Below are 22,756 nucleotides of genomic sequence, written 5' to 3'. Positions count from 1 at the left end.
GTGGAACGAAAACCGGGCTTTTGTGTTCCCGAGACGGCAGACATGACGAGAGGAAGGCATGGGCAGGCGGCTGAGGATCATGACATACAACGTGCACAGTTGCTTCGGCACGGACCGGAAGCTCGATCCCGGCCGCATCGCCGAGGTGATCGCCGAATGCGAAGCCGACATCGTCGCGTTGCAGGAGGTGGACGTCGCGCGGGCGCGCAGCGGCGGCATCGACCAGGCGCAGACCATCGCCAACCATCTCAGCATGGTCTCGCATTTCCATCCGGCGCTGCATCTGGAGGAGGAGCGTTATGGCGATGCGCTGCTGACGGCGCTGCCGACACGCCTCGTCAAGGCCGATGGGCTTCCCTCGCGCGGCGAGCCACGGGGCGCGCTGTGGGTGGAGGTGCCCGTCGATGGCGTCATGTTGCAGGTTTTCGTCACCCATCTCGGCCTGTTCGGCGCCGAGCGCGTGCGCCAGACCGAAGCCCTGATCGGGCCGGACTGGCTCGGGGCGCCGATGCCTGACAATGCACGCATCATCCTTGCCGGCGACCTAAACGCCATCTCACGCTCACCATCCTATCGCATGCTCGCGCGCCGCCTTCGGGATACGCAGGCCGATGCCGGCGGGCGGCCCGCTGCGACCTTTCCCTCCCGCCTGCCGCTGCTGCGCATCGACCACATCTTCATTGGCGAGGGAATTTCCGCCAGCCGCACCTTCGTTCATGACACGCCGCTCGCCCGCCGGGCATCCGACCATCTGCCGCTCTATGCCGATCTGGAGATCTTGTGATGCGGCAGAACGGGCCTTTCATCGCAACGGCGGCCTGGTCGATCCCGAAGAAGGTCGCCGCCCGCTTTCCCGAGATGGGCAGCGGTCTCGAACGCTATGCCGCCGTCTTCAACGGCGTGGAGATCAACTCGACCTTCTATCGCCATCACCAGGAGAAGACGTTCGAGCGCTGGGCAAGCGCGGTGCCGGCGCATTTCCGTTTCGCGGCGAAGATACCGCGCGAGATCACGCACGGGGCGCGCCTGCAAAACATCGGCCCGCTCTTCGATGTCTTCATGGACGAGATCTCGGTGCTGGACGACAAGCTTGGCCCCTTGCTGTGCCAGTTGCCGCCGAGCCTCAAATTCGATGCCGCCGTAGCCGAGGAGGCTTTGGCAGCCATGCGCCGCGTTTTTTCGGGCACCCTCGTGATCGAACCGCGCCACAAAAGCTGGGCGTTGCAGCCCGCACACGCGCTTCTGCAGGAATATGCCGTCGATCGTGTTCTGGCCGATCCCGCACCCGTCTGGCCCATGTCCGGTTTTCGTGAAACGCCCCGATATATACGGTTGCACGGCACACCTAAGATTTATTACTCCCATTACAGCGATGCCGAAATCCGTGCTTTCGCGGAGCGCCTCGGTGAAGAGAGCTGGTGCGTCTTCGACAACACGGCCTCCGGCGCCGCCATCGAAAATGCGCTGACGATGCGGGATCACATAGCGGGCCGGCAGGATGGATGAACGTTTCTTCGCGCGCGACGTGGTTGCCGTCGCGACGGATCTTCTCGGAGCCCGCCTGCTGGTCGATGGCGTCGGCGGGCTTGTCGTCGAAACCGAGGCCTACCGGCAGGACGACGAGGCATCGCACAGTTTTCGCGGGCGGACGGCTGGAAACGCGGCGATGTTCGGGGAGCCGGGCCGGGCCTATGTCTATCGTTCCTATGGCCTGCACTGGTGCTTCAATATCGTGTGCGAGCGCGGCAGCGCCGTGCTCATCCGCGCGCTGGAGCCGACGCACGGGCTCGACACGATGATGGCGCGTCGGGCGACAGGCGAGGGGCGCAAACTGTGTGCCGGGCCGGGCAATCTGTGCAAGGCGCTCGCCATCACCGGGGACATGAATGGATTGTCGGTTCTCGCCGATCCCTTTTCCCTGGAGTCGCCATCCGAGGTGCCGGCGTCGGCAAGCGGCGTGCGCATCGGCATCAGCAAGGCTGCCGAACGCCCGTGGCGCTTCGCCGTCAGGGGATCACGCTATCTGAGCCGGCCGATCTGACCCGTGCGGCTCAACGATCTCCAACTCGGCGGTGAAGGTTGTTCCATCGCTTCCGTCGAAGATGTGGGTGCCGTTCAACTGGTTGACGACGCCCCGGATCAGGCGGCTTCCCATGCCCTGCTGCATGGTCTGCGGGTTGAAGCCGACGCCGTTGTCGCGCACGGTGAGCCGGGCGCGGCGCTCTCCGATGGCCTTGAGTGCAATGGAAATCTTGCCTTCGCGACCATCGGTAAAGGCATATTTCAGGATATTGGTCAGAAGTTCGCTCACCAGCAGGGCGAGCGGGGTCGCATTGTCGGTCGAGACGGCGATCTCTTCGATATCGTAGTCCACAGTCACGGCCGCGCCATAGGCGCTCACCAGCTTCTCGACGACGGAGGTGAGGAGATCCCGCGCGCAGAGGCGGGAGAATTCATCGTGCAGGTAGATCTGCTCGTGCACGGCGACCATGGAGGAGATGCGGTCGGCCAGCGACTGCTGGATTTCCGCAGGCAGGCGCTGAAGCTGAATGATGCTCTGGACGGCCTGCAGGTTGTTCTTGACGCGGTGGTGGATCTCGCGAAGCAGCAGCTGATTGTCCGCAAGGGCGTTGCGCAGCAGCTGGGATTGCGCCGCGTCGCGCTGCCGGAGGTGGCGGATCCACTGGCCGGCGGCGAGCAGGCTGACGCCTGCCAGGACCAACACCGAGATCGCCACCGTCATATCCCGCCAGAAGCGCTTGATGCCGAAATCATAGTCCGCCGATGCGAGCGCGATCAGCCCCGTGCCATCGACGGCTCGATAGGCGACGATGCGATGGGCGCCGTCGACGGGCGAAATGGCCTCGTAGGTGCCCTCCGGTGCCTTGGGCAGGTAATCCGTGAACAGCACGTATTTGCTCATGTCGAGCGGCCCGTCGGCGAGCGGATAGCGCGCGACGAGCTGGCCGTCGGCGCGGACGAAGCTGACCGTGGAATTCGGGCCGAGATCGACGGCTTCCCAGACGTCGGCGAGCACCCTGACCTCGAAGGAAACGACGGCCGCGCCGGCAAACCGGCCATTCCGTTCCAGCCTGCGGCTGAAGGCAAAGATCTGCTCGCCGTTGAGGCGGCTGATCAGGAGGCTTGAAACGTATTGCTTGGCGCCCTTTGCCAGCTCAGAGAAATACGGGCGGTCGACAATGCTGATCGGTTTCACCATCGGATCGGTCGAATAGAGCGTCAGCCCCGCTTCATCCACGACATAGGCCTTGACCTGGCCCGGAAGGTCCGCGACCGCCTCGTTGATGTTCGCCACCTTGGCGGAAGCGGGCGGCACGATGTTCTCACCCAGCGTATCGTCGATGCGCTGAAGGGCCTGATGCGCCAGGGAATCGAGCAGGGATACATTGCTTGCGACGATCTTGGAGGCCGCGATGGCCCGCTCCTCGGTACGGCGGACCGCATCGCGATAGCTCGTGTTGAGCCATAGGCCGAGCATGAGGACAAGCGAGACAAACATCGCAACGATGATCATCGCAGCCGCTCTTGCCAGCGTGAAGTGCACGTTCAGCCTGCGCAGCACTGCTATCCCCCAAGTGCGTCGGAAGACTTTAACCAGAAGGATGCGTCATGTCGCTGGTTTTCGTCAAATCCACCGCGATCGGTCATCTACCGGATCTATCGCCTTGATTGATGGGCATCGCCAGATAGCGCCCATTTGATGATATCCTCCAACTGCGCGTGCTTCCGGCGGCAGTTCGGAGTAACCTGTGGCGAGCACGATGGGGATGCCAGACCAAGTTTCGCGCACGATATCGGCAAGCTGCGAACCGGTCATCTGCGGCATGGCCTGATCGGTGACGATAAGGTCGATCGCCCGTTCGGCGTGAAATGCTAGAGCCTTGGTGCCCGAGCCGGCCTCGCAGACGGTATGGCCCGTGCCTTCCCGATGCCCTTTGTTGTGAAGAAAGGCGAGATGGCATTTTTCAGCGTGTCCGGGTCCACGCCATACCCCTCATTCTGAACATAGAGGCAGAGATAGTCCTTCTCCTGTAGCTCGGGATGGGCCTTTCGCATCGGTCTCCAGCCGCGCGCCCTGCGGTGGCTCTCTGCGCCAGCGGGGAACATCATACGAGATATCTAGTTGGTATGAGGAACCCATTGCGAGGAGAACGAGATGACCGAAAACGATGTTCGCCGTCCGTTACCGCCACAACCGGCGCAGGAGCAAGTTCCGCCTGGTTTGACGAAGGTAATGGAACCGGTTCCCGACCATGGCGAGGAGAGCTACCGTGGTGCAGATCGTCTGAAAGGCAAAGTGGCTCTGATCACCGGTGCGGATTCCGGTATCGGCCGGGCGGTTGCCATCGCCTTTGCACGCGAGGGCGCTGATATCGCGATTTCCTATCTGAGTGAAGATCAGGACGCCAACGAGACCGCTCGCTGGGTGGAAGAGGCGGGCCGCAAGGCTGTCATCCTTCCAGGGGATATAACAAGCGAGGGTCACTGTCGGCATCTCGTGCGTCAATGCCTGGAAAATTTTGGCCAGCTCGACATCCTCGTCAACAACGCCGCTTTCCAGCGGACTTACGCCGATATCGGCGATATCAGTTCCGAAGAGTGGGACATCACCTTCCGGACCAATATCTATGCACCGTTTTTCCTTTCGCGTGCGGCGATTGCACATATGAAGCCCGGCAGCTCCATTATAAACACGACCTCGATCCAGTCCCGCCAGCCGTCGCCTCATCTCCTCGCCTATGCAGCGACGAAGGGAGCGATTTCGAACTTCACCGCGGGTCTTGCCGAAATGGTCGCCGAAAAGGGCATTCGCGTGAATGCCGTTGCGCCGGGACCGATCTGGACGCCGCTCATTCCCTCCACCATGCCACCGGAGAAAACGAAGGATTTCGGCAAGCAGGCCCTAATCGGTCGCGCCGGCCAACCGGCCGAACTCGCGGGGGCCTATGTTCTGCTTGCCTCCGATCTCGGCAGCTACATGACCGGTGCAGTGATCCCCGTCACCGGCGGCGACATCATGATCTGAGGGAGAGCGCGATGACCTACATTCGCAAACACGGTTTCGAGAGCGATGCGCAATGGCGCGAGTATCAGCACGAGATCGAGGAGGCGACTGGCCCAACCCGTCTTTCGTCGATCAACGATCAACGCGTTCTGGATGAACTGGCGGGTCTGCGTGCTGAAATCGTGGCGCTGCGAGAACAAATCCGCCTACGCCGGACTCAAGACAGCATGACGCGTTGGCAGAGGGTCGGAGGCGCAATGACCTGTCTGCTGCTTGTCTCGATGGTTGGCAGATAAGAAAAGCATCGGCGCTTCGTAGGGGCTTTGCGGTTGCTCGCTCCGCGGAAAAGCGAGGGAACAGTCACTCAAACCTCCCGCTTGCCCTACATCACGGTCTCTCGCCTCGGAGTGGCTGAGTTCGAACTTCTGTTCTTTTGTTGGGATATGGTAATCCTCGTCTGGGCTGGCTGAACGAAGCTCCTATCGTCCCCCGCCATTTGGGTCGTCATCGTGCAATGGCTGTCCTCGGCGCTTGGTGGCTATCTCACCGGGCGGTTGCACACGAAATAGGCCGGCATTTCCACCGACGAAGTGTGCTTCCGGGATACGGGGCATGGTTTCCGGAGCTGGGCGTTGGCTAGTGTTGTGGTGGTCGGGCTCGCGGGGGTCCGCGTTCATCTCGCTAATTGGAAGCGGCGTGCAGTCGGTGTTGTCCGTTGTTGCGGCCACGGCCGTCGGCGCCTCAGCCGCAGCAGCCGTGCTCCCGAAAACTCGCGAAAACGGCTATCGGCGATCTGGTGATGATGCGGCTTGCGGCCATCATTGACGGAACAATCACGGAGCCAGCTTTCATCTCCCGGCGCGACTGCTGGTTTCGAGCAGGCCGTTCACGATCATGTCCGCAATCGGGATCGCCGACGTGGCCGCGGGGGAAGGCGCGTTGCAGACGTGGAGCATGCGGTCGGTTTGGGCGAAGAGGAAATCGTGGATGAGGGTGCCGTCGCGGTGGACGGCCTGGGCGCGGATGCCTGCCTCGTGCGGCAGAAGGTCGGAAAGGGTGAGGCTTGGGCAGTATTTCCGGCATTCCTCTAGGTAGCCGCGTTTCCAGAGCGAGTTTCTGAGCTCGGTCATGGCGGATTTGCGGTGGGCGAGGACGGTTTTCCAGAAGCCGGGAAACCGGGCATAGTCGGCCATGTCGGACAGATTGACGGAGAGCCGGGGATAGCCCTCGCGGGCAAAGCCGATCACGGCGTTCGGGCCCACCGTCACGCTGCCGTCGATCATACGCGTCAGGTGAACGCCGAGGAAGGGCAGGTCGGGGTCGGGGATCGGGTAGATGAGGTGGCGGACGATTTCGTTCTTGTCCGCCGGCAGGCGGTAATATTCGCCGCGGAAGGGGACGATGCGATGCTCGATCGCAAGGCCGGCAAGGAGCGCCAGCCGGTCCGATTGCAGCCCGGCGCAGGCCACCAGCTTTTTCGCCTGCCAACTATCACCGTCTGTCGCGATGTCGACGGTATCGACCGTTTCGCGAAGGCCGGTGACGCGCGTCGAGAGGCGGATCTCGCCGCCGAGCGCCGCGACGCGCCGCCCCATGGCCTGGCAGACCTCCGCATAGCTGACGATTCCGGTGGACGGGACGAAGAGCGCGCCGCGGCCGCGGATGTTCGGCTCCCGCTCCTTCAACTCTCCCTCGCCGATGCGATGAACCTCGATCGTGTTCTGCTTGGAGCGTTCGTAGAGGGCATCCATGCGCTGCATCTCAAGATCGGACGTGGCGACGAGCAGCTTGCCGCAGACCTCGAAGCGGATGCCGTTTTCCGCGCAGAACGCCTTGGTGGCTTGCGCGCCCTTGCGGCATAGCTCCGCCTTCAGGCTGCCGGGCGGATAGTAGATGCCGGCATGGATGACGCCGCTGTTGTGGCCGGTCTGGTGCCGGCCGAGCGCGTCTTCCTTTTCGAGGAGGAGGAGGCTGCTGCCGGGATAGGTTTCGAGCAGCCGCATGGCCGTTGCCAGGCCCACGATACCGCCGCCGATGACGCAATGGTCGTAAATCATGCCGAACTCTGGTTGCCGCTATTGGGCGCTCTGCGCGAGGAGGATGACGGTAACCTTTTCGTGTACCGAAAGCCACGTTGCCACCTTCGGCCAAAGGGAGGAGAGGGGGGTGGAAAGGGGGTAGACGAGGGTGAGCAGTCCGATGAAATTCGCCTTTCGCGCCAGTCGCTTGAGCCTTTTGCCCAAATGGTCGGAGCGGCGAATCAAACGCTATGCTTGCATCGTCGCCCATGCAACCTGACCGCTGACGGTAAGGGCATCGGCGCGATTGCAGGGGCGTCTAATGATCTTCTTGCTGCTCGAAAGTTCGGCGTCTCTCGCGCTGAGCGCCTTTTTCGTCGTCCTGTTGCGCTGGCTGTCGGTGCCGCTTCATCTCCTCGATCTGCCGGACCACCGGAAGATCCATGAGGGCGCCGTTCCGCTGTGCGGCGGGATCGCCATCTTCCTGGCCTTTTCCGGCGTAAGCCTGCTCACCGCGAACGCGATGGATGTCGGACCGGGCTTCTGGTCGGCGACGCTGCTCGTCGTCACGCTCGGGGTCGTCGACGATCGCTTTGCCCTGCCCGCGCGCTTCCGGTTCGCCGCCCAGGTGCTGATCGCCGTGGCGCTGATCGCCGCGGAAGGCCTGGGGCAGATTTCGCTCGGCGACATGCTGCCGGTCGCGGGCTTCGGCGGCCATGCGGTCCTCCTCGTCGTCTCCGTCGCCTTCGTCGTCGGGCTGATCAACGCCTGGAACATGGTTGACGGCGTCGACGGCCTTGCCGGCGGCAGTGCTGCGGCCACGCTCGTCTGGATTCTTCTCCTGGTGCTGCATGCCGGCGAGGACGGGCTGGTCTTTCCGGTTGCCGCACTGCTGGCGGCGGTCGGCGGCTTCCTCCTCTTCAACCTGCGCAGCCCCTGGCGCGCCCGCGCCTCCGTCTATCTCGGCGATGCCGGCAGCACGGCGCTGGGCGCGATCATCGCCTATCTGATCCTGCGCCTGTCGGATGGCGCAGAGGGCCTGCCTTTCCCCTCCCTGCTCTGGCTGGTGATCCTCCCGGTGATCGATACGTTGAGCCTCATGGTGCGCCGCCTGCTCGATCATCGCAGCCCCATGTCGGCGGATCGCCGGCACCTGCACCATCTGCTGATCGATGCCGGCCTCTCGCCGGCGGCCACCAGCTACGTCATCGTCCTCATTTCCTTCCTGTGCGGCGGCATCGGCTATCTCGGGCTGCTGTTCGACGTGCCGGCGCCGGTGATGGTGGTCGGCCTGCTGCTCGTCGCGGCCGTTCACAGCGCCTTCGTGCTTGCCGTTGAAAGCGCCACGCACCGGCGGGGCCATCGGGCTGCACGTCCGTCCGTCAAGCTGCAGGTGTAGGGAGGACCGCGATGTCGATTTCCGTGCTGATCATGACGTTGAACGAGGAGAAGAACCTTCCCGCCTGCCTTGCCTCGCTGGACTGGTGCGACGATATCGTGGTGCTCGATTCCTATTCCACCGACGCGACGGTCGAGATCGCGCGGGCTGCTGGCGCGCGCGTCTACCAGCGGGTGCACGACACGGAATCGCACCAGCGCACCTACGGGCTGAAGGAGATCGAGTACAAATACGCCTGGGTCTATACACCCGATGCCGACGAGGTGACGCCGCCGGACCTGCGCGACGAGATGCTGGCGATCGCCCGCGATCACACGCGGCCCGAAAGTGCCTTCCGCATCCGCTACAAGAACATGTTCATGGGGCGCTGGATCAAGCACAGCAGTCTCTACCCGACCTGGATCACGCGGCTGGTGCGGCCCGATCGCGTGCGCTACGAGCGCGACGCCCATTCGCGCTGCCTGACCGAAGGCCCGGAAGGGCGGCTTGACGCGCATTTCATCCACTACAGCTTCAACAAGGGCATGAACGCCTGGTACGACAAGCACAACCGCTACTCCTCGTCGGAGGCGCGCGAGACGGTGATCAGCCTGCGCGAGAAGCGCGTGCCGTGGCGCGACGTCCTGAGCGGCGTGCCGGAGGTGCGCCGGCGGGCGCTGAAGGAACTGTCCATGCGCCTGCCGTTCCGGCCGGCCGCCCGCTTCCTCTACATGTATTTGCTGCGCGGCGGCTTCCTCGACGGGAAGGAAGGCTACCATTACTGCCGGCTGCTTGCGGCCTACGAATACATGATCGTCATCAAGACCGAGGAGCTGCGCCGCCGCGAGGAAGGCTTGCCGGTCTGATCGTTCGTCGCGGGCGGCACTTGCCTTCCTGCGACCGCCGTCGGGAGCGGGGAGACACGAGGCTTCCCCTTCCGGCGGTTGATCTTTTCGCGCACCCGCTTTCGGAAAGGAGGCCCGCCCGTGAACCTGCTGTTGACCTGCCTCCTCTGCCTGACGGTCGCGCTCCTCTTGCTGTGGGGCATGCTGGCGCCGGGGCGGATCTACCAGCTTCCCTTCCTCATCGGCGTCATGGCCGTGAGCTTTCTCCTGCCCCAGTTGCCCGGCCTGATGGACGACCGGTTCCTGCCGCGCGGCGCCTATGAGCGGATGGCGGCGTTCACGATCCTGTGCCTTGCGGCGGCCTGGCTCGGTTGGTCCTCCACGCAAAAGCCGGTCGCCTTCCTGCGCCGAAATTTCGGCGAACGGCGCCTGCTGATCGTCTCCGCCGTGCTGTCGGTCATCGGCGCCTATTTCTATTTCAAGCTGAGCCGCCTGCCGGGCGACATGGTCGTGGGCGTGCAGATGAGCGGTGTGCCGGTGATCTACCTTTTCGTCGCGCGGCTCATGACCTATGGACTCGCGCTCGGCGTTCTCTGCCTCGCGAGGCGGACGTCGCTCTTCGCCTTCTCCATCGTCGCCTTCGATCTCGTCTTCTATCTCGACCGCATCGTCGTCACCGGCAAGCGGGCGGAAGCCATCGAGCTCGTGGCGATCTTCGCCGTCGCCTTCTGGTTCCATAGGGGATGGCTGGCGCCGCGGACGATCGCGCTTGCCGGCGTGCTGCTGGGGACCTTCCTCATGAACAGCATGGGCGACTACCGGGCGATCACGCGGGCGAATTCCGGCCCGATCTGGCAGGACATCGGCCAGATCGACGTCTCCGCGAATTTCCGGGCGACCTTGCAGGAGGGCGGGCTGGAAGTGCGCAATGCGATCCTGCGCATCGACCATGCCGCGACCTCGCTGGAATTCGACTACGGCAAGTTCCACTGGAACCGGCTGGTGTTCAACTATGTGCCCTCCCAGCTGGTCGGCGAGGCGGCAAAGCGCTCCCTGATGCTGAAGACGCCGCCCATGGCGCGCGACTATAACGCGCTCACCGGGACGACGGAGACCGGCATGGCCGACGCGTTCCAGTCCTTCTGGTATTTCGGCGCGGTGAAGTTTTTCCTGATCGCCTATCTGCTGGCGCGGCTCTGGGCCAGTGCCAAGGAAGGGCAGGCGGCGGGCCAGCTCGTCTATATGCTGTCCGTCGTGCCGGCGATGCATGTCGTTTCGCACCAGACCGACTGGGTGATCATGGCCTGGGTGCATATGGTGCTGTTCCTCGTGCCGTCGCTGGCGCTTGCGGTCGTCCCCGTCAGGCGCGAGCCGGGCGCCCATGCCGATCCGCTTGCGCCAGGGAGGCTCGTCCATCCATGAAATCGCGCTATGACGATCCCGCTTTCAATGCCGCCGGCCTGGCGACGCCGCTGCTTGGCGGTCCGACCTTCGCGCTGCGGTTCCGGCTGATGCGGCTCGCCTGGCTCATCACCTGGCGGTGCCTTGCAGCCTGGACGCCGTCGCCCTTCCATCCCTGGCGAAACCTCCTGCTGCGCCTGTTCGGTGCGAAACTCGATCCGACCGCCATCGTGCATGGCAGCACCCTCATCTGGTGGCCGGGCAATCTCGTGATGGGACGCAACGCCTCGATGGGGCCGGGCGTGATCTGCTACAATGTGGCGCCGGTGACGCTCGAAGCTCTGGCAATCGTCTCGCAGCGCGCGCATCTGTGCACCGGCACGCATGATATCCAGCAGGCATCCTTCCCGCTGGTGGCGCGGCCGATCGTGCTGCGCCGCAAGGCCTGGGTCGCGGCGGAAGCCTTCGTCGGGCCGGGAACGGAGGTGGGCGAGGGCGCGGTGCTCGGCGCGCGTGGCGTGGCGGTCAAGGCGCTGGAGCCCTGGACGGTCTATGCCGGCAATCCGGCGCGTGCCGTCGCCAGCCGAAGGTCGGGCGACACCTGACGGGTTCAGGGGCAGCTATCGTTGGCGGCGGTCAGGCTGATGCTCGCCGTCGCCGGCCGATAGGCCTCGTAGAGGCCGACCGTCAGATGGGCGATGCGCGGCCAGGTGTAGTTCTCGAACACCAGCCGGCGGCCGTTATATCCCATGGCCGTGGCTGCGAGAGGATGCAGAAGCACATCGATCATGGCCGTGGCGATGTCCATCGGATCGAGGCTTACGACCGCGCCCGCGCCGGCGGTCGCGACTTCCGGAAAATGGCACGCATCGCTGATGACGACGGGCGTGCCGCAGGCAAGCGCCTCGGTGATGGCGATGCTGAACCCTTCCTGCCGGCTGGGCAGGCAGAAGCAGGCGGCGGCCACAAAGGCCTGCAGCTTGGTCTCGCCATAGATCGGCCCGACCATGAAGACCCGCCTTTCGAGGCCGAAGCGGCGCACGAGATCGCGGAAATCGTCCTCCGCGCCGCCATCCGGCCCCGCGACGACGAGATCGACGTCGGGGCATTGCCGTGCCACCAGCTGGAAGGCGTTCGCCAGAAGATCGAGCCCCTTCTTGTAGTGCAGCCGCGACAGGAAGAGCACGAAGCGCCGCTCCACCGGCAGGCCGATCAGCGCGGGAAAATCCGCGGTGGACGGAAGGCGTTCGAATTCCTCGACGAAGATGCCGTTGGGGATGATCTCGGCCGGCGCCTTCAGGTGAAGCGGGCGCATCAGCTTCACCTCGTCGTGGTTGAGCGCATGGAGGAAGGCCGCGCCGTCGAGCATCCGGCGGCAGCCCAAGGCCAGCGCGAGGCGCTTTTTCCAGGGCTTTTGCGCAAGGCTCCAGGTGTCCAGCATGCCGGCGGGGCAGACGCAATAGGGCACGCCGCTGCGCGCGGCGATGGCCGCCGCGCAGGCGAGGATCGGTTCCCACACGCCGTGCAGATGCACATGCTGGGTGTCGGCGAGAATCCGCGTCAGGAACGGGCGTGCCTTGAGGCACAGCATGGCCTCGACGACGCCCGGCGGCGGCAGGATGTGCCAGACGACCTGCGCAAAACCGGGGATCGCCGCGCCGAGCCGGGCGACGCGGGCGAGTGTGCGGTCGTCGGCCTGGCTCACCACGCGGACATCGTGGCCAAGGTTCGCCTGTGCGGCGGCGAGCCGCATGACCACGGCCTGCGGCCCGCCGCTGTCCGGATCGATCGAGGTGATGACGTGGACGATCTTCATGGGGGGGATCCATGCAGCCCCGAGAGAACGCCGAGCAGGCGGGCGCCATATTTGTCGACGGTGTATTCCCTGGCCCGAAGCCGGGCATTCGCCGCCATGGTCGCGCGCAGGTATTCGTTTTCGGCAAGGTAGCGCACCGCATCGACGATCGCCTGCGGATCGCGCTCCGGCACGATCAGGCCTTCCACGCCGTCGCGCACGACGCTTCCCGTGCTGTAGGTGGTGATGACCGGAAGTCCCGAGGCCAGTGCTTCATAAACGACGGTCGCCGATCCCTCGCAGAGCGACGGCAGCAGGAAGACATCCGCCCAGCGGTATTCCTCGGCAATGGCCGCGCGCGGCACGATGCCCCGAAGCTCGATCGAGCGGCTCAGCCGCCGATGGACCGACGGTGGAAGCCGGTCGGGGCCGGCCATACGCATGCGAACGGCGGTGCCGAGGCGTTCGGCGGCCTGCAGCACATAGGGCGAGCCCTTGCGCAGGCCGATCTCGCCGATCGTCAAGATGCGCAGCGGACCCGGTGCGCGCAGCGTCGCGCCGGAGCGGTCCTTCGCATCGACGCCGTAGGGGACGACGACGCAACGCTCCGCCGGCCCGCCTTCCGCGACGACATGGTCGCGCACGAATTCGGACGGGCAGACGATGCAGTCGGCCAATGCCCATTCGGCGCGCTCTCGGTCCGCGAAAATCCCGGCGTGGGGATTCGGCAACGGCGGGCCGGCCCATTCCGGAAAGTGCCGCATTTCCTCGGCGAGAATGCTCTCCACGACGGTGCGCGGCGCGATCATCTGCTCGACGGCGACCCACAGGCCCTGCCGCTTGGCTGCCCGCATCTGCTCCAGGGCATCGCCGCTATAGGCATAGAGGCCGGCGGCGTTGTGGAAGCCGTGTGCGGCGACGAGCGTCGAGAACCGGCTGCCGGCCCAGACGGCGTGAGACGTCTCTTCTGCGGCATCCTCGATGCGCAGGCGACGGATGGCGGAACGCACGCCGAAAAGCGGAAAATCCGTGATCAGTTCCGGCGGCACGCCGCTCGGAACCCGCCCGACCAGCCGCTGCACCGGACGCGGCAGCAGGGTGGGGGGCAGCTTGCGCAGCAGCGCGGGCCAGCTCTTCGTGCCGCAGATATCGGTGAAGAAATGGCCGAGCCTTCCTTCCTTCGCCAGGATTCGGGCGACGGCGTAGTGCATGCGGGCGCCGAGCTGGCTGACGACGACGGTATTGCTCATGACGGTCGTTGCTCCAGCAGAACGGCGCCTGAGGGAACGCGGTCGCGTTCGGCAAGCTCGGCGAGAAGGGTGCTCCAGGTGGCGAGCGCACGGTCATAGGCATAGTCGGCTTCGAGCACCGCCCTTGCGGCCACCCCCATCGCCGCGACCCGTTCGGGAGCGGCGGCGAGATTCGATACCGTGCGGGCAAGCGTCTCCGCTTGCCCGATCTCGATGGTCACGCCGCATTGCTCGGCGGTAACGACCGTCGCGACGCTGCCTTTGGGATCGCCGATGAAAAGCGTGGGCTTGCCGGCGGCGAGGATGCCGTAGAACTTGCTCGGGATGATGCAGTGTTCGAGACAGGGCAGCAGGGAGACGACGTGCACGTCCGGCACGCCGAGGCTTTCGGCAAGGTTCCTTGCCGGTTGCAGCGGTTTGAAGACGACGTTGGTAAGCCCGCGCTCCTGCACCGCGCTTTTGACCGATTGAAGCTTGTAGCCGCCTCCGACCATGAGGAAGCGGATGTTCGGGTGGTCCTTCAAGAGCGTTGCCGCCTCGATCAGCGTGGCGAATTCGTGGGCGCGGCCGAAATTGCCGGAATAGCCGACGACGAACTTGCCCGAATAGCCCCAGTCGGTGCGCAGGTGGTTGTCGTCCTTTGGGATGGGGTGGATCTCGGCGGCGTCGGACCAGTGATGCAGCACGCGCATGCGTTCCGCCGGAACGCCCCGCGCCAGCAGATAATCCGCCATCCGCTCCGTCGGGCAGACGGTCAGCCGCGACCGTGCGATCGACCGGTCGCGCAACCACGCGGCAAGCCGCCCGAGAAACGGCGCCTTGCCGAGGAACCCGAGCTCGACGGCGGTTTCAGGAAACAGATCCATGATCCAGTTGACCATCCGTCCGCCGCGCAGCCGGATCGGCAGCGCGCAGGAAAGCGAGATCAGCGGAGGGTCGGTACACACGACGACGACATCGCCGGGCCGAATGTTCCGGGAGAGCCAGCCAAAAGCCGCAAGATGGAAGGACAGGTAATCGGCGGCGCGGCCGGGCAGGGTGCCGCGGCCGAAACGCGAGGTGGAAAGCCGCACGACCTCCACGCCGGAACAGGTTTCGCGGCCGGCGAGCGGGGCGTCGCGGCAGTCATGGAAGGCGCGGCTGGCAAGGACCGTGACCGCGCCGCCCTGCCGGGCGAGGCCGAAGGCCAGCGCCGCCACCATGCGGCTCGTCGCCGACTGGTCGGGATGGAAATACCGGTTGACGAAGATCGTCCTCATGGAGCCGCCCCGCATCGTTGGTCTTCAACGTGCGATCCTGCCAGCCGGCGGGCGGGCGGCAAGCTCTCCAAAGGCGCTAGGAGGAATGCCGCCTCACCACCCTGCCTACGCCTTCCGCCCGAACGGCATGGACCTTCGGCGTAGGGGACGACGGCGTCGCCCAGCCGGCCGGCGGCGGATCGCCTCCCGTCCCCCGAACGGCCACCTTGCCGGTCGGCTCCTCCCATCGCTAACTCTCGGGCCGACGGGGTACGAAGCGTCGTGCCCGGCGTCTCCTCGTGCGAAAGCGGACCCATGTCTGAGAAAACTGCCTTGATCATCGGCGTGACGGGCCAGGATGGCTCCTACCTGACGGAGCTGCTGCTCGCCAAGGGATACCGGGTGCATGGCCTCAAGCGGCGCTCGTCATCCTTCAACACCGCCCGCGTCGACCACCTCTATGTCGATCCGCGTTCGCCGGATGTGCGGTTCCACATGCATTTCGGCGACTTGACGGATGGCACGAACCTCTGCCGGGTGATCCAGGAGGTCTGCCCGGACGAGATCTACAATCTCGGCGCCCAGAGCCATGTGCAGGTGAGCTTCGAGACGCCGGAATATACCGCCAATACCGACGCGCTCGGCACGTTGCGACTGCTGGAGGCTATGCGTCTCCTGAAGGTGGGCGATCGCTGCCGTTTCTACCAGGCGTCGACCTCGGAACTGTTCGGCGGCATCGGCGAGACGCCGCAGCGGGAGGAAACGCCCTTCCATCCGCGCAGCCCCTACGCCGCCGCCAAGCTCTATGCCTACTGGATGACGGTCAACTATCGCGAGGCCTACGGCTTCCACGCCTCCAACGGCATCCTCTTCAACCACGAAAGCCCGCGGCGGGGGGAAACCTTCGTCACGCGCAAGATCACGCGGGCCGTCGCGGCGATCGAATGGGGACTTCAGGACAAGCTCTATCTCGGCAATCTCGACGCCCGGCGCGACTGGGGGCATGCGCGCGATTATGTCGAGGGCATGTGGCGGATCCTCCAGCAGGAGGTGCCGGACGACTATGTGCTCGCCACGGGCGAGGCCCATACCGTCCGGGAATTCGTCGAGCGCGCCTTCGAGGTCGTCGGCAAGTCCATCGAATGGGACGGTACGGGCGTCGACGAGATCGGCTACGAGCGCAAGAGCGGCCGCGCGCTGATCCAGATCGATCCGCGCTATTTCCGACCGGCGGAGGTGGACATTCTGCTGGGCGACGCGCGCAAGGCGCGGGACCGGCTCGGCTGGCGCCAGACCGTATCCTTCGAGGACCTCATCTCGGAAATGGTGGAATCGGACCTGCGCGTCATCACGAGGGAGGAAGGCCGCAATGATCTCCACGGCTGAAAAGGCCACGATATCGTACGACCTGCGCGGCAAGCGCGTCTGGGTCGCCGGACATTCGGGCATGGTCGGTTCGGCGCTGCTGCGCCGGCTGAAACGGGAGCGTTGTGACATACAGACGATATCGCACGGGGAGGTGGATCTGACGCGCCAGTTCGATACGGAAAACTGGATGCGCAAGGCGCGGCCGGAGGCGATCTTCATCGCCGCCGCGCGGGTCGGCGGCATCGGAGCGAATGCGCGCTATCCGGCGGAATTCCTGTCCGAAAACATGCTGATCCTCGTCAATGTCATCAAGACCGCGTCGGAACTCGGTGTCGAGAAGCTGATGTGCCTGGGATCGAGCTGCATCTATCCCAAGCATGCCGACCAGCCCATCCATGAGGACGCCCTGCTGACGGGCAGCCTGGAGCCGACCAACGAAGCCTACGCGCTCGCCAAAATCGCCGGGATCAAGCTCGCCGCCGCCTATGCGGAGCAGCACGGTTGCCGCTTCATCTCCGTCATGCCGACGAACCTCTACGGGCAGAACGACAATTTCGACCTAGACCATTCCCATGTCATCCCGGCCCTGATCCGCAAGATGCATGATGCAAGGGTCACGCATCGCGACAGCGTCGTCGTCTGGGGAACGGGCACGCCGAAACGGGAATTCCTGCATGTCGATGATCTTGCCGACGCCTGCGTGTTCCTGATGAAGGAATATGAGAGCCCCAAACCGATCAATGTCGGCTCGGGGGAGGAGATCTCCATCGGCGAGCTCGCCTTCCTGATCGCCGATATCGTCGATTTTCGCGGCCATATCGTCTTTGACGCCTTCAAGCCGGACGGCACGCCCCGCAAGCTCTTGGACAGTTCCCGTCTGCGCGCACTCGGGTGGTCGCACGAGACCGAGCTTCGCACGGGAATCCGGGACCTGTATCATCGCTGGCGGGATAGCGACCGCAAGCCGACCGGGCAGCAGGATTATCCCTGAACGTCTGCTTGATCGCTTTCCGCCAGCACCACCAGCCGCGCGAGCGCCGGCAGGGAGCCGACCTGCATCCGCCGCATGATCGCGGCCCGATGCGCTTCTACCGTGCGTTGGCTGACATCAAGATCCTGCGCGATCACCTTGCTGGGCTGGCCGGCAAGAACACGGTCGAGGATTTCCCGCTGGCGTCCCGTCAGGCGCGCCAGCCGCGCCCTTGCCTCCCGCTGCCGCGTGTCCTGCATGCCCGTGTTATGGTTGCGCGCCAGCGCGTTCGAAACGCTCGCCAGCAGATCGGACGGCCCGATCGGTTTCTCGATGAAATCGGATGCGCCCGCCTTCATCGCCAGGACGGCCGTCGCGACATCGCCGGCGCCCGTGATCATGACGATGGGCAGCCTGACCCCGCGTCTGCGCAGGGTTAGCAGCACGTCCAGGCCGCTTATTCCCGGCAACTTGACGTCCATGACGAGGCATCCGAGTGAGGTGTCGTCAAAGGTGGCGAGAAAGGTCTCACCGTCGGAAAACGCCTGCACCCGGCGCCCGTCGGCCTCGAAGGTCTCCTGCAAGGCTTCGCGGATCGCGGGGTCGTCGTCGATGATGAAGATCGCCGGCTCGGCGGATAGCAATGCCTGCGGCTCCTGGCGCGCGCCTTCAGGCTCGATCTTGCTGGTGTGCAGCAGGAGCTGGATTGCCCTCAAGAGATCGGCGAGGCTCACGGGCTTGGGTATGTGCAGGCAATCCTCGGCCGAGAGGATGCGCAGCGTCTCCGCTGTGATGTCGCCCGTCAGGATGATCGCGGGGATGTTGCGACCGAGGATCGCGCGAAGCTCCCTGGTGACATCGATGCCGTTGGTGTCATTTGGGAGGTTGTAGTCGGCGAGGATGAGCGTGGGGACCACGCCGCCGCCGGACACTAGGTCGATCGCGGCCGTGCCATTGTCCGCGGCATAGACCAGATGCTGTTCGTCACGCAGCGCGATCTCGATCAGGTTGCGGATCTTCTGGTCGTCCTCCACGACGAGCACGGTGCCGCGCACTGGCGCCACCTCCGGGTTTTTCTCGATCGGCGCCCGGTCCTGCTGAGGATCCTCCTTGCCAAGCGCCACATGGATCGAGAAAACCGAACCTTTGCCGGGGACCGAGCGGACCTGGATCCGGTGTCCGAGCAATGCGCTGAGGCGTTTGACGATGGACAGGCCGAGGCCAAGGCCGAGTTCGGCCTCGGCCCCGTCATTGGTCGCTTGATGGTATTCGTCGAAAATAGCCTGGAGTTCGTGGGTTGCGATGCCGACGCCACTATCCCAGACCTCGATGGTGAGCGCATCCTTGTGCCGTCGGCAGCCGAGCAGGATCTTGCCTTCTCGCGTGTATTTGAGCGCATTCGCCAGAAGGTTTCGAACCATCTGTTCCAGAAGGCTCGGATCGGTCCGCACCAGCAGACTGGACGGCACGAAGCGGAGAGAAAGGCCTTTCTCCAAGGCGCTGTAGCCGAACTCGTCGTTCAGGCGTTGCAGCACATCATTGACTTTGCACGTCACGATGCGCGGATAGACCGTGCCCGCCTCTATCTGGTTGATATCGAGGAGGGCATTGAGCATTTCGGACATCGAGCCGAGCGTATCGCGGAAGCTCCTGACCAGCTTCTGGGGCTTCTCGCCGTCCACCGATTTCTCCAGCAGGCCCTGGAGCAGCACCAGCGATTGCAGGGGCTGGCGCAGATCGTGGCTTGCCGTGGCGAGGAAGCGGGATTTTGCGGCATTGGCGCGTTCGGCTGCCCGTTTCGCCCGGTCGAGCGCTTCATGGGCACGGTGCTGGGTGGACACGTCGGCAAAGGTGATGACCACGCCCTCCGTGCCGCCCTCCTGGGTTCGGTAGGGCATGACGCGGCGCATGTACCAGGTGCCGTTCCCGGTCCTGACTTCCCGCTCCTTGGTGGTGCTGCCTTTCAGGACGGCGGCGGCGTCGCCGAGCAGCGTCGGATCGGGCACGCGCGCATTGAGGTCCGCCAGCGGCCTGCCGATATCGCCCATGATGACGTTGAAGATCGAGCGGGTCGCCGGTGTGAAATAGCGGATGTTCAATCCCGGATCGAGGAAGATCGTGGCGACATCGGTGCTGTACAGCACGTTCTCGAGATCGTTCGCCGTCGCGCGCTGACGTTCCAGCGCCTCCTGAAGCTGGGCGTTGAGCGCGGTCAGCTCCTCGTTCAGCGATTGAAGCTCTTCCTTGGAGGTCAGCAGCTCCTCGTTGGCGGATTGATATTCCTCGTTGAGTGACAGCGTCTCCGCATTGATCGTCTTTTGCTCTTCCGCTGCATTCTCCAGGTCCCGGATGGCGGCCTGGAGTTCCGTGCGGGTGGCTGCCAACTCCCGCTCCAGCGTGCCCGACCGGTCGTCCTGGCTGGGCTCCGGGGGATCGCCCGCTTGGGTGGGCTGGGCGACGTCGAGGAAGCTGACGAGAAACAGCTCCTCGCCTTCGCTCGTGACCGGCTGCACCGCGATCTCGTAGCGCGACAGGGTATCGGCTGCATCGTGGTAGAGACCGATCGCCACGGTGCGGACCTTCTCCTGCTGGGCGCGGTGGAGCGCCGAGCGGAGCTTGGTGTGCACGCTGCGCGGCGTCATCGTGAAGAGGTCCTGCGTCGGATAGCCGGGCGCGATGCGCAGGTAGCGCTGCACGGGACCGAGCGAATAAAGATATTCGTATTTCCGGTTGATCAGCACCGTGGCCGGGGCGTAGCCGTCCAGGATCGTCCGGCGGCTGAGCTCGGCGAGCGCGGCCTGGCGTCCTGGGACTTGCCCTTGCTGCGCCGGCACCCGGACATTTTCCGATGCATTGACGGCAAAGCCGTAGCGGCCGCGCTGGCCCTTGCGGCGGAAGATTCGCGCGGACTTGTCGATCACGTCGAAGCGGTTGGTTGCCGCTCCCACCGTTTCCGTATTGCCCAGCAGCAGGATACCGTTGTCGTTGAGAGCGAAATGGAAAAGCCCGATGACCTTCGCCTGCGCCTCCGGCCCGAGGTAGATCAGGAGGTTGCGGCACGAGATGAGATCGATATTGGAGAAGGGCGGATCGCCGAGCACGTTCTGGACCGCGAAGATGATCGACGACCGAAGCTCCGAGGCAATCCGGTAGCCGTGCTCTTCCTGGGTGAAGAAGCGTTGTAGTCGCTCGGGCAACACGTCCGTCTTGATCGTCAGCGGATAGACGCCGTCGCGCGCAAACGCGACCGCTTCCTCATCCGCATCGGATGCGAAGATCTGCATCCGGATATCGCGCCTGGTTTGCGAAATACATTCCTGGACGAGCATGCCCAACGAATAGGCTTCCTCGCCGGTGCTGCATCCCGCGACCCACAAGCGCAGCGTGCGCCCGGACGGATGGTTCGCGACGAGGTCCGGCACGATTTTCGTGCGCAACCGCTCGAAGACCTCGGGGTCGCGGAAGAAGTTCGTGACGTTGATCAGGATATCTGCCGCAAGCTGAGACAGTTCCAGCGGATTTTCCTCGAGAAAGCTGAGATAGCGGCCCGTGTCGGAGGAGGCGATGCCGGCCATGGCCATACGCCGTTCCAGCCGGCGATGGAGGGTTCCCTGCTTGTAGAGGGCGAAATCCTTGCCTGCCGATACGCGCAGCATGGTCAGGATCCTGTCCACGATCGCCTGTTTCGAGAGCGGGCCGGCATCGCCAGTTGCGGACGGCGGCCTGTGCAGGGCCTGCGCGATGGCCGCGAGCGGCATGACATGTTCGGCCATTCCTGAATCGATCGCGCTCTTTGGCATCCCGTCATAGTCGGCTTCATCGGGATCCTGCACATAGACCCGGCCGCCCGCCTCGCGGATAAGCCGGATGCCGATGCTTCCATCGGTCCCGGTGCCGGACAAGACGACGGCCGTCGCGCGCGCGCCGTACTCCGCGGCGAGCGAGCTCAGGAGGAAATCATAGGGCATGCGCATGCCATGGCGGACGGGCGGCACGGTGAGGCGGATCGTGTCGTCCTGCACCGCGATGTAGCAGCCGGGCGGAATGATGAAGAGGTGATCCGGCTCCAGTCGTCGGCCGTCCTCGGCCTGCACGACCGTCATGGTCGTGTGGCTGGAGAGGAGTTCGGCCAGCAGGCTCTCATGAACAGGATCGAGATGCTGGACGAGGATGAAAATGTTGCCGCCGCCCGACGGCATGGCCTCGAGAAGGGCGCGGCAGGCATCGAGCCCGCCTGCCGACGCGCCGATCGCAATGACGCGACCGACAGCGCTGCCGGAGCTATTATCAAAACCCGACGAAGCGCGCGAAAAGGGATGGCTCGAAGTCATGGATGCAATCTCAGGGATTCTGCACACATTTTGAGCGGTCAATATGCATGTGCGGGTTCTGGCACAGTATAGGCATCCCTGTCATGATTGCATACCCTCGGCTGTACGTATTTTCCGAGTCTGTTCGCGGGCAAATTTTTTGATATAGATTTACGATTGCAAAAAAGTATCGATAAAAAAATGGCTGTTGTTTTGGACATCTCTACAAACGACACCACGATGTGAAGTATTTTATGCGGAATTATTCGTTGTGACGGAAATAAGGTTTCCTGTTGTTAACCGTTAATTCTAGGGGCTCCTGCTGTGGTCGAGGTCAGAGGAATAAACGGGTTGAGCCGCGGGAGGGTCTTGAACGGGATCGCGCGGCTGCCAGCTTTCAAGCCCGTCAATCCGGCAAAGTCTGCTTTGGCAAATACGCGGATACTGGACATGATCGACGAACGGACACTTGATCGCGAGTGTCTTTCCCAAAGTCTTGTCTCGCACGGTCTCGACATGACGATCGTGCTCTTCAACTCCATCGAAGCCTGGATGTCGAAATATGCCGAGGCATCGAGCGGCGTGCTGATCAATGTCGGCAGCCGCGACTGCACCGAGCCGCGCATCGAAAACGACCTCCGCATGCTCGTTTCGCGGTTCCCGGATCTGCCGGTCATCATCCTTTCCGACAACCATGACCTGCGACAGGTCATGACGGCGCTCGATCTCGGCGTCAGAGGGTTCATTCCCTCGGCCGTGGGCATTTCAGTCTGCGTGAAGGCGATCTCGCTTGCACTTTCGGGCGGCGTTTTCATCTCCACCGAGAGCTTGCCCGAACTGCGCAGGCTGATATCGGCCGCCGACCAGCAGGAGCGCAAGCGGGCCGAAATCTTCACCTGCCGCGAAGAGGACGTCATCGCGATGCTCAAGCTCGGCAAGGCCAACAAGATCATCGCTTACGAGCTCGACCTGCGCGAGAGCACGGTCAAGGTTCACATCCGCAACATCATGAAGAAGCTCAAGGTCCGCAACCGGACGGAAGTGATCTTCAAGCTCAACGACCTCTACGACTGACCCCCTACGCCTATCGGTCGTACCCCATCCACCAAGAGCGCCGATGCGCCTGCCGCGGAGGGGCCGATAGTGCCCGAAAGGGC

18 protein-coding genes and 2 pseudogenes are annotated in these 22,756 nt (G+C 64.1%); 13 read left to right on the top strand and 7 right to left on the bottom strand.

From position 1 onward, the window contains the following. The first annotated feature begins 58 nt into the window (after positions 1 to 58). The 3 genes from AC27VQ_RS23960 to AC27VQ_RS23950 are packed head-to-tail and all read left to right on the top strand — an operon-like array spanning position 59 to position 2,041. Positions 59 to 784 carry an endonuclease/exonuclease/phosphatase family protein gene (locus AC27VQ_RS23960; RefSeq protein ID WP_488718288.1) on the top strand — a complete coding sequence of 242 codons (726 nt, stop codon included), beginning with the start codon at positions 59 to 61 and terminating at the stop codon, positions 782 to 784. Beyond that, positions 784 to 1,506: a DUF72 domain-containing protein gene (locus tag AC27VQ_RS23955; protein ID WP_488718287.1), complete on the top strand. Its 723-nt coding sequence runs from the start codon at positions 784 to 786 to the stop codon at positions 1,504 to 1,506. Before AC27VQ_RS23960 ends, AC27VQ_RS23955 begins: the two co-directional genes overlap by 1 nt. Further along, complete coding sequence (locus AC27VQ_RS23950; RefSeq protein WP_488718286.1) at positions 1,499 to 2,041, top strand: DNA-3-methyladenine glycosylase; 543 nt, start codon at positions 1,499 to 1,501, stop codon at positions 2,039 to 2,041. The genes AC27VQ_RS23955 and AC27VQ_RS23950 overlap by 8 nt, the downstream gene beginning before the upstream one ends. Here the strand turns inward: AC27VQ_RS23950 and AC27VQ_RS23945 are convergent. Then, entirely contained in the window at positions 2,015 to 3,583 is a 1,569-nt protein-coding gene (locus AC27VQ_RS23945; RefSeq protein ID WP_488718285.1) for a sensor histidine kinase, read from the bottom strand. The genes AC27VQ_RS23950 and AC27VQ_RS23945 overlap by 27 nt on opposite strands. A 63-nt stretch (positions 3,584 to 3,646) precedes the next feature. After that, positions 3,647 to 3,928, bottom strand: a pseudogene (locus AC27VQ_RS23940) (response regulator); the annotation flags it as partial. Positions 3,929 to 4,177: 249 nt separating this feature from the next. Between AC27VQ_RS23940 and AC27VQ_RS23935 the strand changes: the two are divergent. The 3 genes and pseudogenes from AC27VQ_RS23935 to AC27VQ_RS23925 form a co-directional block, all read left to right on the top strand. Continuing rightward, on the top strand, positions 4,178 to 5,047 hold the full coding sequence (locus AC27VQ_RS23935; RefSeq protein ID WP_488718284.1) for an SDR family oxidoreductase: 870 nt from the start codon (positions 4,178 to 4,180) through the stop codon (positions 5,045 to 5,047). A gap of 11 nt (positions 5,048 to 5,058) precedes the next feature. Continuing rightward, the gene (locus AC27VQ_RS23930) at positions 5,059 to 5,322 is read left to right on the top strand and encodes a hypothetical protein (protein WP_421590687.1); all 264 of its coding nucleotides are present in this window, start codon (positions 5,059 to 5,061) and stop codon (positions 5,320 to 5,322) included. A gap of 195 nt (positions 5,323 to 5,517) precedes the next feature. Continuing rightward, a pseudogene (locus AC27VQ_RS23925) lies at positions 5,518 to 5,782 on the top strand (hypothetical protein); the annotation flags it as partial. Positions 5,783 to 5,874: 92 nt separating this feature from the next. Here the strand turns inward: AC27VQ_RS23925 and lhgO are convergent. Next, positions 5,875 to 7,080 (bottom strand): L-2-hydroxyglutarate oxidase, encoded by a 1,206-nt coding sequence (gene lhgO / locus AC27VQ_RS23920; RefSeq protein WP_488718295.1) that lies wholly within the window; start codon positions 7,078 to 7,080, stop codon positions 5,875 to 5,877. Positions 7,081 to 7,366: 286 nt separating this feature from the next. Between lhgO and AC27VQ_RS23915 the strand changes: the two genes are divergently transcribed. The 4 genes from AC27VQ_RS23915 (at position 7,367) to AC27VQ_RS23900 (ending at position 11,273) form a co-directional block, all read left to right on the top strand. Further along, positions 7,367 to 8,443 carry an MraY family glycosyltransferase gene (locus AC27VQ_RS23915; protein ID WP_421590688.1) on the top strand — a complete coding sequence of 359 codons (1,077 nt, stop codon included), beginning with the start codon at positions 7,367 to 7,369 and terminating at the stop codon, positions 8,441 to 8,443. 11 nt (positions 8,444 to 8,454) lie between these two features. Further along, positions 8,455 to 9,288, top strand: a complete 834-nt coding sequence (locus tag AC27VQ_RS23910; RefSeq protein WP_488718283.1) for a glycosyltransferase family 2 protein — start codon at positions 8,455 to 8,457, stop codon at positions 9,286 to 9,288. Between the two features lie 120 nt (positions 9,289 to 9,408). Then, positions 9,409 to 10,689, top strand: a complete 1,281-nt coding sequence (locus AC27VQ_RS23905) for a hypothetical protein (RefSeq protein ID WP_488718282.1) — start codon at positions 9,409 to 9,411, stop codon at positions 10,687 to 10,689. Further along, positions 10,686 to 11,273 carry a putative colanic acid biosynthesis acetyltransferase gene (locus AC27VQ_RS23900; protein WP_488718281.1) on the top strand — a complete coding sequence of 196 codons (588 nt, stop codon included), beginning with the start codon at positions 10,686 to 10,688 and terminating at the stop codon, positions 11,271 to 11,273. Before AC27VQ_RS23905 ends, AC27VQ_RS23900 begins: the two co-directional genes overlap by 4 nt. Positions 11,274 to 11,278: 5 nt before the next feature. Here AC27VQ_RS23900 and AC27VQ_RS23895 read toward each other — a convergent pair whose 3' ends face one another. The 3 genes from AC27VQ_RS23895 to AC27VQ_RS23885 are packed head-to-tail and all read right to left on the bottom strand — an operon-like array spanning position 11,279 to position 14,972. Further along, positions 11,279 to 12,484: a glycosyltransferase gene (locus tag AC27VQ_RS23895; protein ID WP_488718280.1), complete on the bottom strand. Its 1,206-nt coding sequence runs from the start codon at positions 12,482 to 12,484 to the stop codon at positions 11,279 to 11,281. Beyond that, a complete protein-coding gene (locus tag AC27VQ_RS23890) occupies positions 12,481 to 13,713 on the bottom strand; it encodes a glycosyltransferase family 4 protein (RefSeq protein WP_488718279.1) in 1,233 nt (410 codons plus the stop codon). Before AC27VQ_RS23890 ends, AC27VQ_RS23895 begins: the two co-directional genes overlap by 4 nt. Continuing rightward, positions 13,710 to 14,972, bottom strand: a complete 1,263-nt coding sequence (locus AC27VQ_RS23885; RefSeq protein WP_488718278.1) for a glycosyltransferase family 4 protein — start codon at positions 14,970 to 14,972, stop codon at positions 13,710 to 13,712. Before AC27VQ_RS23885 ends, AC27VQ_RS23890 begins: the two co-directional genes overlap by 4 nt. Positions 14,973 to 15,266: 294 nt before the next feature. On the opposite strand from AC27VQ_RS23885, the gene gmd reads away from it, so the two are divergent. Together gmd and AC27VQ_RS23875 are read left to right on the top strand one after the other, a co-directional pair. Then, complete coding sequence (gmd, locus tag AC27VQ_RS23880; protein ID WP_488718277.1) at positions 15,267 to 16,337, top strand: GDP-mannose 4,6-dehydratase; 1,071 nt, start codon at positions 15,267 to 15,269, stop codon at positions 16,335 to 16,337. Beyond that, entirely contained in the window at positions 16,321 to 17,310 is a 990-nt protein-coding gene (locus AC27VQ_RS23875; protein WP_421590697.1) for a GDP-L-fucose synthase family protein, read from the top strand. Before gmd ends, AC27VQ_RS23875 begins: the two co-directional genes overlap by 17 nt. Here AC27VQ_RS23875 and AC27VQ_RS23870 read toward each other — a convergent pair. After that, positions 17,301 to 21,620: a chemotaxis protein CheB gene (locus tag AC27VQ_RS23870; protein WP_488718276.1), complete on the bottom strand. Its 4,320-nt coding sequence runs from the start codon at positions 21,618 to 21,620 to the stop codon at positions 17,301 to 17,303. The genes AC27VQ_RS23875 and AC27VQ_RS23870 overlap by 10 nt on opposite strands. Before the next feature lie 429 nt (positions 21,621 to 22,049). Between AC27VQ_RS23870 and AC27VQ_RS23865 the strand changes: the two genes are divergently transcribed. Further along, the gene (locus AC27VQ_RS23865; protein WP_488718275.1) at positions 22,050 to 22,673 is read left to right on the top strand and encodes a LuxR C-terminal-related transcriptional regulator; all 624 of its coding nucleotides are present in this window, start codon (positions 22,050 to 22,052) and stop codon (positions 22,671 to 22,673) included. Positions 22,674 to 22,756: the final 83 nt, after the last annotated feature.

It is taken from the genome of Shinella sp. 20P9.1.1, assembly GCF_057798995.1.
This window is presented reverse-complemented; position numbering and strand designations above follow the sequence as displayed.